The 12972-nt window shown below is 34.3% G+C and carries 11 protein-coding genes; 5 read left to right on the forward strand and 6 right to left on the reverse strand.

Annotated elements, in window-relative coordinates; all coding sequences use genetic code 11:
- The 3 genes from G540_RS0100490 to G540_RS0100500 form a co-directional block, all read right to left on the reverse strand.
- The coding region (locus tag G540_RS0100490) for a Cna B-type domain-containing protein (RefSeq protein WP_027106387.1) at positions 1 to 2408 on the reverse strand (2408 nt) is incomplete at its 3' end.
- 147 nt (positions 2409 to 2555) lie between these two features.
- The gene (gene nagB / locus G540_RS0100495) at positions 2556 to 3266 is read right to left on the reverse strand and encodes a glucosamine-6-phosphate deaminase (protein ID WP_027106388.1); all 711 of its coding nucleotides are present in this window, start codon (positions 3264 to 3266) and stop codon (positions 2556 to 2558) included.
- A 250-nt stretch (positions 3267 to 3516) separates the two neighbouring features.
- The gene (locus G540_RS0100500; protein WP_027106389.1) at positions 3517 to 5139 is read right to left on the reverse strand and encodes an ABC-F family ATP-binding cassette domain-containing protein; all 1623 of its coding nucleotides are present in this window, start codon (positions 5137 to 5139) and stop codon (positions 3517 to 3519) included.
- A gap of 141 nt (positions 5140 to 5280) precedes the next feature.
- On the opposite strand from G540_RS0100500, the gene G540_RS0100505 reads away from it, so the two are divergent.
- A complete protein-coding gene (locus tag G540_RS0100505) occupies positions 5281 to 5520 on the forward strand; it encodes a hypothetical protein (protein ID WP_027106390.1) in 240 nt (79 codons plus the stop codon).
- A 62-nt stretch (positions 5521 to 5582) separates the two neighbouring features.
- On the opposite strand, the gene G540_RS0100510 is transcribed toward G540_RS0100505, so the two are convergent.
- Positions 5583 to 6554: a ribose-phosphate diphosphokinase gene (locus G540_RS0100510; protein ID WP_027106391.1), complete on the reverse strand. Its 972-nt coding sequence runs from the start codon at positions 6552 to 6554 to the stop codon at positions 5583 to 5585.
- Positions 6555 to 6659: 105 nt separating this feature from the next.
- Complete coding sequence (glmU, locus tag G540_RS0100515; protein ID WP_027106392.1) at positions 6660 to 8063, reverse strand: bifunctional UDP-N-acetylglucosamine diphosphorylase/glucosamine-1-phosphate N-acetyltransferase GlmU; 1404 nt, start codon at positions 8061 to 8063, stop codon at positions 6660 to 6662.
- 222 nt (positions 8064 to 8285) lie between these two features.
- Here glmU and G540_RS0100520 point away from each other — a divergent pair, with 222 nt between their 5' ends.
- The 3 genes from G540_RS0100520 to G540_RS0100530 are packed head-to-tail and all read left to right on the forward strand — an operon-like array spanning position 8286 to position 10581.
- The gene (locus G540_RS0100520) at positions 8286 to 8816 is read left to right on the forward strand and encodes a TetR/AcrR family transcriptional regulator (protein ID WP_027106393.1); all 531 of its coding nucleotides are present in this window, start codon (positions 8286 to 8288) and stop codon (positions 8814 to 8816) included.
- A 21-nt stretch (positions 8817 to 8837) separates the two neighbouring features.
- A complete protein-coding gene (locus tag G540_RS0100525; protein ID WP_027106394.1) occupies positions 8838 to 9902 on the forward strand; it encodes an ABC transporter permease in 1065 nt (354 codons plus the stop codon).
- A 4-nt stretch (positions 9903 to 9906) separates the two neighbouring features.
- The gene (locus G540_RS0100530) at positions 9907 to 10581 is read left to right on the forward strand and encodes an ABC transporter ATP-binding protein (RefSeq protein ID WP_027106395.1); all 675 of its coding nucleotides are present in this window, start codon (positions 9907 to 9909) and stop codon (positions 10579 to 10581) included.
- Between the two features lie 49 nt (positions 10582 to 10630).
- Here the strand turns inward: G540_RS0100530 and purR are convergent, their stop codons facing one another.
- Positions 10631 to 11464, reverse strand: coding sequence for a pur operon repressor (purR, locus tag G540_RS0100535; RefSeq protein WP_027106396.1), 834 nt, complete (start codon positions 11462 to 11464; stop codon positions 10631 to 10633).
- Between the two features lie 321 nt (positions 11465 to 11785).
- On the opposite strand from purR, the gene G540_RS0100540 reads away from it, so the two are divergent.
- Positions 11786 to 12934: a glycerate kinase gene (locus G540_RS0100540; protein ID WP_027106397.1), complete on the forward strand. Its 1149-nt coding sequence runs from the start codon at positions 11786 to 11788 to the stop codon at positions 12932 to 12934.
- The last annotated feature ends 38 nt before the right edge of the window (positions 12935 to 12972 follow it).

Raw genomic sequence — 12972 nt, forward strand, 5'->3', positions numbered from 1 at the left:
TTAACTGGTAAGTTTGTAAAACTATATTTCCACTTATCTTTAGCTGTTACTGTAATATGTTTTACTTCACCGTCACCATCATACAAGCGAATTGTAATTGATTCTGGACGTAGTCCATCTTGGTTATTATTATCATTCCAAGTCTTTTGGCCTTTAATTTCCGTTTTTTCAACTTGATGCGTATTAATTAAATCCAATCCTTTTTCTGTGACTTGGTATCCTTGAGGCACATCGATTTCTTTGACACTATATTTAACTTTTGAGCCTTGGTAATGTGTTGGTAACTCACCAAAACTGTAATGCCATATATTATCTCGAACATTGATTGGCTTGAATTCTTGGGTTTTACTTAATTCAGAAATTTCTTTCCCTTTAACTTTCGCAATCAATTTCACTTTGATACTTATTGGACGTAGTCCATCGCGATTATTATCATCTTTCCAAGTCTTCTGGCCTTTAATTTCTGTTTTTTCAACTTGATGCGTGTTGATTAAATTAAAACCTTTTTTAGTGTTAATCACACTAGCTTGATAATCTTTAACTGGTTCTTCTTCAATACTATATTGAATTAATTTGCCGTCTTCATACATATTTAAATTAACAAATTCAGCTTCCCAATTTGTTTGATTATTTAAAACTTTAAATTTTTTGGTTCTTTGACCATTTTTCAATAACCAAACTTTAATTTGGTTCGGGCGGATTTGTTCCAAATTATTTTCATCTTGCCAGACTTTTTTCACATAGACCGCTGTCTTTTTAACTTGATGGGTATTAATGATATTAAAACCATTTATCTGACTCGTATAATGTTTATTAACGTTAATTTCTTTCAAACTATAGTCAATTTTTTGCCCATGATCATAAACTGGTAAATCTTTAAATTCATAAGACCATTTATTGTTGGCAAAATCTTTTGGTTTGACAGTTTGCGTTTGATTATATTTAGGAAATTCAACACCATTAACTTTAGCGATCAATTTCACGTCTATCGATTTTGGTCGCAAACCATCTTCATTATTATTATCACGCCAGATTTTTTCACCTTTAATAGTATTTTTTAAATTCGTATAATGATTAGTAATTGTCCATTGATGTTGTGCAGCATCATGTTGAATTGTTTTAGAATAATCTGTTGGAACAGACACTTCATCTACACGATAATTAATCACATTCCCTTTTAAATCTTTACGAAACTCTTTCCAAGTATATGTCCAATTATTCGTATCATCTAATTTAACAACTGGCCCAACTTTTTGTTGATCACCATATAATTGTACAAAAATACTTTTTGGACGTTTACCATCTCGATTACTATCATCATCCCAAAGTTTTTTCACATGCAATTCTATGGTCGCATATGCTAATTTCTTACCGTTATAAAACCACATATGCCCTTCAGCATTAGTATGCATAGATTTTGCGATAATCGTTCCGTTATAATTACCACCATGAATATCGACTTTAGCATCTGGTGCCACAATATGCCCCGTCACTTCACCTTGACGAGTCACTGTTTTCGCATTCGGTAAAGCATATACAATCGCTAATCCTTCTTTATTATCTTCAATACTTTTTGGATATTGACCATTAATTAATAAATCGGGTAATTGGATATTTTCACCCATACTACAAATAATCGTATCATCAGTTGTAGAATGACCTAAAACATCAAACATAATATGTGGAAATACATTTTCATCCACAGTCACTGAACATCCAGCTTGGAGTTTAGCCATTTGTTTTTGATTATAGCCAGCGGTAATTTTACATTTTGTTTCATCAGAACTAATAACTCTTTTATTTTTAGCATCCCATGATAAATGAACATTAGATGTATGATTTAAAGCAATAGCTTCATTTTTTAATTTTTGCCATTGAGAAAAATCTACATAATGATCGGTATAACGTATTTGATTATTAGCAAAGTAACTACGATATTCCGCACGGTTAATATAGTATGTATTTCCTTGATTAACCGTCCCTAAATATAACGGAACATCCGAATAAATATTAAAAGTAAGATTATTGGCCACTTTACCGCCAATAAATGACGGCACTTTATGCGGGTAACCATTTGGTTTATTCCCCACCGTTAAACCACCTAAATATTTTTCAAAAGATCCACCTACTACCACGGGACCTACCACATGCGTCCCTTGATAATCATCTTGTAAAAACAAATTATAATTTTTTAAAATATATGAAAGTGTATATTTTCCTCCATCAGAAACGAATGTTGGTTCATTTGGTTTTGACGCTATTTTTTGTTGAGCTGAAGTGGCAGGTGAATTGTTACTAATATCAGTAGCTCTCACTGATTGCCAAACAGCACTCATACTATTCAAGAGAATATTAAACATTACTAAAAAAACTAAAAACAGACTTACTTTCCTCGGTGTTGTGTCCATTTCCAACCTCCTATTTTGACTAATATAATTTATAAAATGTATGACAACAAAAAAGCCCAAAGACTAACTTTCATCAACAAGCTGCCAACTAGATTTACTAGTTTCATCCACTTTTTGATAAGTTAACCTTCGAGCTTGTTAATTTATTTATTTATTTTTTAATAATTTTGCAGCCGCTTCATCAATAATCAAAGTTACATCAGGGTGTGTTTGCAAAATACTTGCAGGACACTCTTCGCTGACCGGACCTTGAACAGTTGCTGCAATTGCTTCAGCTTTATTTTCGCCATAAGCTTCCAAAAGAATTTTTTTGGCTTGCATAATTGAGCCAATCCCCATTGAATATGCATAATGAGGTACTTGAGTTTCATCTTCGAAATAACGTGCATTAGCTGCAATCGTTGAATCGGTTAATTTAACTTTATGTGTTTGGCCTTTAAAATCAGAACCTGGTTCATTGAAACCAATATGACCATTTGTTCCGATACCTAATAATTGTAAGTCGATTGGATTATCTTGAATTGTTTGGTCGTAAGCTTTTAACTCAGCATTTTCATCAGTTGCTTGACCATCAGGTAAATATGATTTTTTAAATGGTTTATTTTCAAATAAATGTTCTTGCATGTAGTGATGATAACTCTGAGGATCTGTTGCTGATAAGCCAACATATTCATCTAAATTAATTGAAGTACATTTAGAAAAATCTAAATCACTTTTAACAATTTCTTGATATGTTGTTTCTGGAGTTCCACCTGTCGCTAAACCAAAGACTGTTGCACCTTCTTCGATTGCATTTGCGAACACTTCATAACCAGCTTTTCCACCAGCGTTTTGATCTTTAACAATAATTACCTTCATCGTTATCCTCCTAGTAATACTCTCTCTTAATTCGTATTGGTATAGCCCAATGCGGTATAGTCCAATTATAAGAGCTTTTTTTAATTTTTTCAAGTGATTTTTTTAATTTTTTATGACTCTGACGTATTCTTTTATTTACAATATTTTTAAAAAGTATAAAAAAACACAACGATTTAAAGACAAGCATCAAGTCTTAATAAAAATATGATACTCCACGTCTTTCATCCGTCGTGTTAATTATTATTTATTATTAATAAAGTTCAGCTACACGTTTTTGAACATCAGCATGGTCAAGATATTCATCGTATGTTGTTTCTGCTAAATCAACTGCACCCTTATTAGATACTTCGACAATATGATCAGCCACAGTTTGAATAAATTCATGGTCATGAGATGTGAAAATAATTGAACCTTTAAAATCGATCATTGCATCATTTAAAGCTGTAATAGATTCTAAGTCTAAGTGGTTGGTTGGATCATCCATAATGAGAACATTAGCTTTTTCTAACATTGTCTTAGATAATAAACAACGAACTTTTTCTCCCCCGGATAAGACATTGATTTCTTTTTCGATATCATCACCAGAGAATAACATTTTACCTAAGAAACCACGTAAGAATGTATTATCGTCTTCTTCTTTAGATGCATATTGACGTAACCAATCAAGAATTTGCATTTGATCATTTTCAAATGACTCGTTCAAATCTTTAGCCATATAGCTTCGTTTAGTTGTTTGACCCCAGATAACTTCACCACTATCAGGTTCAATTTCACCGGCAATAATACGCATTAATGTTGTTGTCGCAACATCACTACGAGAAATTAAAGCTGTTTTTTCACCTGGTCGTAAAATAAAGCTGACATTATCAAGAATTTTCACGCCATCGATTGTTTTAGAAACATTTTCAACGCGTAATAAATCTTTTCCTAATTCACGTTCCATTTCAAATTTAATAAATGGATATTTACGTGAAGATGGACGAATATCATCCAAAGTAATTTTTTCTAATTGTTTTTTACGTGATGTTGCTTGTTTAGATTTAGAAGCATTAGCTGAGAAACGCGCGATAAAGTCTTGCAGTTCCTTCATTTTTTCTTCTTTTTTAGCATTGGCATTAGCTTGTAATTTAGCAGCTAATTGACTTGATTCTAACCAAAAATCATAGTTTCCGACATAAAGTTTAATCTTACCAAAATCGACATCACACATCATTGTACATACTTGGTTTAAGAAGTGACGGTCGTGAGAAACAACGATTACGATATTAGGATAATCAGCTAAAAAGTTTTCTAACCAATCGATTGTATGCACATCTAAACCGTTCGTAGGTTCGTCTAAAAGCAAAATATCTGGTTGGCCAAATAAAGCTTGTGCTAATAAGACTTTAACTTTTTCACTTTCAGTTAATTCACTCATCTTTAAGTAGTGCATATCTTCTTTGATACCTAATGATTGTAATAATTGAGCAGCATCGGCTTCAGCATTCCAACCATCCATTTCAGCAAACTCGCCTTCTAATTCAGCAGCTTTAATTCCATCTTCTTCTGTGAAATCTTCCTTAGCATATAAAGCGTCTTTTGCTTGCATGATTTCATATAATTTCTTATGACCTTGAATAACTGTATCCATAACTGTGAACTTTTCAAAACCAAAGTGATCCTGGTTCAAACTAGATAAACGTTCATTCGCACCAATTGAAATATTCCCAGAAGTTGCTTGCATTTCACCTGAAAGTAATTTTAAGAATGTTGATTTACCGGCACCATTCGCACCAATCACGCCGTAGCAGTTTCCTGGTGTGAATTTGAGGTTAACTTCATCATATAAGACACGTCCGGAAAGTGTTAAATTTAAATCTGTAACTGTTATCAATTTTTTGCCTCGCTTTTTCTTTTCATTTCCTTTAAATGTATCATATCGCTTCATATAAAAGCAATAGCCGACAAGGGCGTTTAGTTCAATTCACCGCCTAAAAGTGATAAACTAAAGTTAATAAATCAATGAGGTGATTATATGTCTGAAAATGTCTTTTTTAATCCTGGTAATTCAATCGCAAGTGATTATGATTATCAAAAAGCTTATATCTCAGCGCAAGTTTATCACAAAAAAGCGCAACAACCCGTCCTAATTGTCCAAGAAAAAGATGGTCATCCTTATATTGTTTTTGATGAAAAAACAGCTCTCAAACAAGAAGAACAAGTCGCTACTCGTTATCAAAATATTGCCCGTGTGGATCATCACAATGATCTTTAAATATTAATAAAAAAACTAGCCAATCTCTTTAAAAGAGATTGGCTAGTTTTTTAACGTGCTTTTTAATTCCGGAAACGATTGCTAAATAATGGACTAACAGGTTCATTATTATGAATACATTGAATTGCAGCCCCGATTAATGGACCAACGGAAATTTGTGTTAATTTGTCGATTTGTTTTTCTTCAGGTAATTGAATTGAGTCTGTCACAACTAAACTCTTAATTGGTGATTTTTCAATTCTTTCAATCGCAGGACCTGATAAAACAGGATGTGTCGCACAAGCATAAACTTCAGTTGCACCAGCATCTTTTAATGCTTGAGCAGCTAATGTAATTGTACCAGCTGTATCAATCATATCATCAATTAAGATACAACGTTTGCCGTCAACAGAACCAATGATATTCATAACTTCTGCAACGTTTGCTTTTGGACGACGTTTATCGATAATCGCAATTGGAGCCTTTAAAAATTCTGCCAACTTACGAGCACGTGTTACCCCACCGTGGTCAGGTGAAACAACTACAACATCTTTATCAAGATTATTCTTCAAGAAGTAATCAGCTAATAAAGGTGCACCCATTAAGTGGTCAACTGGAATATCAAAGAAACCTTGAATTTGTGCAGCGTGTAAATCTAAAGCAACTACACGATCTGCGCCAGCTTTTTCTAACATATCAGAAACTAACTTAGCTGTAATTGGTTCACGTGAACGAACTTTACGATCTTGACGTGCATAACCATAATATGGCATTACAACGTTAATAGTTGCTGCACTAGCACGACGTAAAGCGTCAACCATAATTAACAATTCCATCAAATTGTCATTTACAGGAGCAGAAGTTGATTGCACGATAAATACTTCAGCACCACGGACACTTTCTTCAATGTTAATTCTGATTTCTCCGTCACTAAAACGGTCAACCGAAATCTTCCCTAAAGGAATACCTGTAGCTTCAGAAATCTTTTGAGCTAAAGGTTTGTTTGAATTTAACGAAAAAATCTTAAGCTTTGGATCATTATAATGTTCCGACATAGCAGCCTCCAATAATATACTGTTTTATACAAATTTACATACTTTAAATATAATATTAAAGCATTTCATACGTTAAAATCAACCCGTTATCAAAAAAATGTTGAGTTATTTTTGTTTATTTTCGTTTTCTGCAGCAGCTTGGGCCACTGGGTAACGATCAAAGTAACCTTTTTTGTTAACTTGACGGCCACGAGCAATCGCCATATCACGTGATTCGACATCTTGATTAATCGTCGAACCCGCTGCAATATACGCATGATCCCCAATTTCTAAAGGTCCAATTAAATTAGAACCACTACCAATAAAACTATAATCACCAACATTAGTATGATGTTTATTAACACCATCATAATTTACAAAGACTGTTCCACAACCAACATTAATATCATGACCTAATGTTGCATCACCAACATATGTTAAATGACCAACTTTAGTATTTTCACCAATGTCAGCTTTTTTAATTTCAACAAAATTACCGATATGAGCATTTTTACCAATATGAGCTAAAGGTCGTAAATGGCTATATGGTCCAATATCAGAACCTTCTTCCATGACAGAATCTTCAATTGTTGAAGCTGTAACTGTCACATGGTCAGCTAAACGACTGTTGATAATTTCAGAATGAGCACCAATTTTACATTCTTTACCAATCACAGTCTGACCTTTAAGTTGTACACCGGGTTCAATCACAGTATCATTACCAATTTCAATATCAACATCAATATAAGTGCTAGCAGGATCAACAATTGTTACACCATTTTGCATATGTTGTTTATTAATCCGAGCACGCATTGTTTCGCTAGCTTTCGCTAAAGCAATTCGATCATTAACACCTAATGATTCTGCAAAATCATGCATTCGATACGCCGCAATAACTTTGCCTTCTTTTTTGAAAATTTCAATTACATCTGGTAAATAGTATTCACCTTGAGAATTATCATTTTTAACTTTATGTAAAGCTTTAAATAATTCGCGGTTATCAAAACAATAGACACCTGTATTAATTTCTTGAATTTCTGCTTCAGTTGGTGTGGCATCTTTTTGTTCCACAATTTTTTCAACGATTCCAATATCATTACGAATAATTCGACCATAACCAAATGGGTTGTCAGCTTGTGCTGTTAAAATCGTTGCCACCGCATCTTTAGAACGATGATATTCAAATAATTCGGCAAATGTTTGCGCTGTAAATAATGGTGTATCGCCACATGCGATAATTGTCATCCCATCTTTATCAGCTAATAAATCTTCCGCTTGTAAAACGGCGTGACCTGTTCCTAATTGTTCTGCTTGTAAAGCATATTTTGTACGATCACCTAAAACTTCTTTAACTTCTTCAGCACCATGACCAACAATTGTCACAATTTCATCCATATCATTTTTTTCAATTTGTGTTAAAACATGATCCACCATTGTTTTACCACATACTGGATGTAAAACTTTATATAATTTAGATTTCATTCTAGTTCCTTGACCAGCAGCTAGAATTACGGCATATTTCGCTGTCATAAGCTTCCCTCGATTTTATTTTTATTTTATTTTTATATTTAAATTACCTTATCCTATTAATAATATCGTAGACCCTTATTTTTCGCAAGCTATCAACCTTTTTCAACCTTTTCAAAAAAAATAATCACAATTAGTTGACACTGTGTCACCTAAGGTTTATATTTATCTTATTCAAAAAGTGACACCGTGTCACCTGTGTTTACAGAAAGGATGTTCTTTACTATGCCGAGCCAAACATTTTTAAATCTACCAACTGAAAAACAACAAAAAATAACTTTAGCTCTTTTACACGAGTTTGCTAATTACCCCTTAGCCCAGGCCCAAGTTTCCCGAATTGTAAAAGAAGCGCAAATTGCTCGTGGTGCTTTTTATAAATATTTCACTGATTTAAACGATGCTTATCTTTATTTATACAAAGTAGCTATGCAAGAAATTCATACCAACTTAAAACACGCACCAAAAGATTCTAATTCTCCTGCTGCGTTATCAAAATTTTATTTATCTGAAATCAAAAACTTTTTAAATGAATCACAAACTAGTTCTTACGCTGATTTTATTAAAATGCATTTATTAGAAAATGAAATTAGTCTCCGTTCACTACAGGCACCCGAACCTGAAACTGACGCCATCAAATGGAGTATCGCTGTTTTAAGCCACCAAACAATTCGCGATTGTTATCGTTATCCCGCACAACAAGAAGTAATTTTAGCGCGGGTCTCACCTATTATTCAAGCTATCTTACAACAAGCTTAAGCAAAAGAGAGGAAGAGTTCGATGTTTTTAGCTTTGAAAGAAATTAAATATGAAAAATTACGTTATGGTTTAATTATTGCCATGATTGTTTTAGTTAGTTACTTAATCTTTATTTTATCTAGTTTATCCTTAGGTCTTTCCAAAGAAAATACCGCTGCCATCGAATCATGGGATATGAAATCGATTGTTTTAAATAAAGATGCCGACTTAAGTTTACGACAATCTTTAATTACCAAGGAACAAGCTCATGATTTAAATCTTGGGAACAAACAAGCTTTACTAGGGCAAGCTGGAATTGTCGTTAAAGGCCGAAATCACGAAAAAGTCGCTAGTCAATTTCTCGGAATTGAGTCCGATAGTTTTTTAGCTCATGATTTAACATTAACTAGCGGTCATAAACCTACCAACAAACATGAAATCGTCATGGATACAGCATTCCAAGATCAATATCATTACAAACTTGGCCAATCAGTAAAACTCAACTCCTTAACTACACCATATAAAATTGTTGGTTTTACTAAAAATGCCAAAATCAATATTGCCCCAGCTATTTATGGGAAATTAAGCGCTTGGTCTGATTTAAAAAATACTAATTCCCAATTCGTAGCGAGTGCTATTGTTTCACAAACCAAAGATTTTAATCCCCATGTGGATAACCTTAAAAGCTATGCTACTAAAAAATTTGTGGATAAACTTCCTGGTTATGCCGCTCAAAATGCTACTTTTGAAATGATGATTGGCTTTTTAATGGTAATTTCTTTAATCGTCATCGCTGTGTTCCTATATATTATTACCATTCAAAAACTACCAAATTATGCAGTCTTACGCGTGCAAGGAATCCCTGCCAGTTTTCTAGTCAAAGCTACCATCGCCCAATCTAGCATTCTCGTGTTAAGCGGCTTAATCATCGGTGCACTGCTAACAACTATCACAGCGTTCATTATCCCTAAAGCTGTTCCCATGGCCTTTAATTTGCCTTTACTAACAGCCGTTGGTGGTGGTTTATTAGTGATTTCGATTCTTGGTTCTTTAATACCGGTGAAAACTATTCTCAAAGTTGACCCGGTTTCAGTCATTGGAGGTTAGTCAAATGCCAGCAATTGAATTAAAAAATGTGAATAAATATTATGGAAGTGGTTCTGCACGAGTACACGTTTTAAAAGATGTGAATTTTTCCGCTGAACTTGGTGAAGTCGTTTTAATTTTAGGTCCCTCTGGCGCTGGTAAAAGTACCTTTTTAACCATCGCTGGTGGATTACTCACTGCGACAAATGGACAAGTAGCGATTAATGATATCAATGTCAGTCAACTTTCTAAAAAAGAACAAAACAATTTACGTCTGAATGAAATTGGGTTTATTTTACAATCATATAATTTAGTCCCTTTTTTAACAGTTAATGAACAATTTAAATTAGTTGATAAAGTTAAAAAATCCGGCAATCTATCATCTGCAGCTATGCATCAATTGGCCGAAAAACTCGACATTGTCAATCTCCAACACAAATACCCCAGTGAATTATCTGGTGGACAAAAACAACGTGTTGCTTTACAACGCGCTCTCTATACCGACCCTACGATCGTTTTAGCTGATGAGCCAACTGCCGCTTTAGATTCACAACGTGTGACAGAAGTTGGACAACTTTTAAAAGATTTAGCCAAATCGCAAAATAAAGCTGTCATTGTCGTGACACATGATTTACGTTTAACCGATCATGCGGATAAAATTTATGATTTAAATGATGGTCAATTAACTTTAAGATCTTAAATAAATCAAAAGGAGCAACGTTATCTTAAATAACGTTGCTCCTTATTTTTTAATCGTTTTTAAATACTTTATCTAAATAGTTCCCTGGGCTCACACTAATTGTTTTATCAATTGTATTTACTTGGTCAACTTTCAATAATGATGTATATTCATCAATTACACGACGACCACTAAATGCAGCTTCTGCAAAAACAGTAATTCCGACTAATTTAGAATCAAATTCTTCAATCATGCTCTTCATACCATTCACAGTTCCGCCGCCTTTCATGAAATCATCAACGACTAAAACATTACTTCCACGTGGAAGACTCCGTTTAGATAATTCCATTTTTTCAATACGTTCACTGGATCCAGAAACATAGTTCACAGAAACAGTGGAACCTTCTGTAATTTTAGAATCACGACGAACAATTACAAAAGGTACGTTCAAATAACTAGATACACTTTGTGCAATCGGAACACCTTTTGTCGCTACTGTCATAACAGCATCGATTTGTTGATCAACATATTCACGGGCAATTACACGGCCTACTTGGCGTAAAACATCTGGACGACCTAACAAATCAGAAAGATACACATATCCACCTGGTAAGAGGCGGTCTTCTTGTGATAATTCATTTGTCATATCTTCAATAAATGCACGTGCTTCTTGTTCCGAAATAGAAGGAATAAATTGCGCTCCTCCCGCAGCACCCGGAATTGTTTCTAAAATCCCAATTCCACGATATTTAAATGTTCTTTTAATAATGGCTAAATCTTCACTAATTGATGACTTTGCTGATTCATAACGTTCTGCAAAAAAAGTTAAAGAAATCAAAGTATGCGGACGTTCTAACAAATAACGTGTCATATCAATTAAACGATCACTTCTTCTTACTTTCACTTTAACACCCCTTTTAATTGACTTTATTTCTCTTTTTTATCTTCGTGTTACTCGGCGTTCTTCTTACGTATTTATACCATATTACACCTTTAAAAAACATAAATAATTCGGTTTTTATTCAAAAACAAAGGTTTTTACAGTTATTTATCTCAAAATATTCTGTTTTTGTATAATGTTCGCCTTTTAAACACAGCCCTTTTAAATTATCATTTCACTTCATGATTGTCAACTGATTTGTTAAGCGTTTCTCCAAAAGTAGTTGCTTAATTTTTTCAGAGTTGCTATCGTGAAGATAATAAATTATTTAAAGTGGTGATTAAGATGAAAATTGTAATTGCTCCGGATTCTTTTAAAGGAAGTTTATCTGCACAACAAGCCGCCGCAATTATCCAAAAAGCTTTTCAAAATCATTTTACAAAAGCAGAAATACTAACCGTTCCCTTAGCTGACGGTGGTGAAGGAACAGCCCAAGCTCTAGTAGCAGCGACTCATGGTTCTTTTTATGAAGTCGAAGTTTTAGATGCGTATCACAGACCGACTAAAGCTCAATTCGGTCTCTTAGGCGATCAAAAAACCGCGATTATTGAAATGGCTACTGCTAGTGGTATCCAATTCAAACCACAGCCTACCCAATCTATTTTAGATGCGACAACTTACGGAACAGGCCAACTCGTCACAGCTGCCTTAGACTTAGGTGTCAAACATTTAATTATCGGCCTAGGTGGTTCTGCTACAAATGATGGTGGCGCTGGTATGGCGCAAGCTCTGGGAATTCGTTTTTTAGATGCTAATCAACAAGAACTTCCTTTCGGTGGCGGTTATCTCACCGATTTAACTACCATTGATTGTACTCACTTAGATCCACGTTTAAAAGATACAACAATCACATTAGCTTGTGATGTAACTAATCCTTTATTAGGTTCTCAAGGTGCAACCCAAGTTTTCAGCTCACAAAAAGGAGCCAATACTCAACAACAATTAATTTTAGAACAAAGCTTATCAAATTACGCTACAATTATTGCTCGTCAATTCCACAAAAATATTAATATTCCAGGAGCCGGAGCCGCTGGTGGTTTAGCGGCTGGTTTTTTAGCGTTTACACCGGCTAAAATAGCTTCCGGCATTGAAACCGTGATTGCTGCGACCGATTTAAAACAACACCTAAAACAAGCTGATTTAGTCATTACCGGGGAAGGCAGTATCGATTATCAAACGCAATTCGGTAAAACACCATTTGGAGTCTTAAAAGCTACTCAAGAAGTCGCACCTAACTCCCCTGTCATCGGTTTAGCTGGGCGCTTAGGTTCTGATCTCGATACTTTATACGACTTAGGTTTCACCGCTTTTTTCAGTATTACTCCACAAGCAATGCCTTTATCAGAAGCTTTAGCAACAGCTCCCAAAAATTTACAACAAACAGCTGATAACTTAGCCCGACTCATAAAATCGCAGCAAAAACCGCCTCTCTAAGAGGTCTTCCTTTGCAAACGTGTCAGTTATCAGTATAA

The sequence above is a fragment of the Ligilactobacillus ceti DSM 22408 genome (assembly GCF_000423245.1).
Taxonomy (GTDB): domain Bacteria; phylum Bacillota; class Bacilli; order Lactobacillales; family Lactobacillaceae; genus Ligilactobacillus; species Ligilactobacillus ceti.

Coding starts and splice junctions, on each gene's coding strand:
- G540_RS0100505 (WP_027106390.1), top strand. CDS start 5,281: ATGTCTGAAAATGTCTTTTTTAATCCTGGTAATTCAATCGCAAGTGAT.
- G540_RS0100540 (WP_027106397.1), top strand. CDS start 11,786: ATGAAAATTGTAATTGCTCCGGATTCTTTTAAAGGAAGTTTATCTGCA.
- G540_RS0100510 (WP_027106391.1), bottom strand. CDS start 6,554: ATGTCGGAACATTATAATGATCCAAAGCTTAAGATTTTTTCGTTAAAT.
- glmU (WP_027106392.1), bottom strand. CDS start 8,063: ATGACAGCGAAATATGCCGTAATTCTAGCTGCTGGTCAAGGAACTAGA.
- G540_RS0100520 (WP_027106393.1), top strand. CDS start 8,286: ATGCCGAGCCAAACATTTTTAAATCTACCAACTGAAAAACAACAAAAA.
- nagB (WP_027106388.1), bottom strand. CDS start 3,266: ATGAAGGTAATTATTGTTAAAGATCAAAACGCTGGTGGAAAAGCTGGT.
- G540_RS0100525 (WP_027106394.1), top strand. CDS start 8,838: ATGTTTTTAGCTTTGAAAGAAATTAAATATGAAAAATTACGTTATGGT.
- G540_RS0100530 (WP_027106395.1), top strand. CDS start 9,907: ATGCCAGCAATTGAATTAAAAAATGTGAATAAATATTATGGAAGTGGT.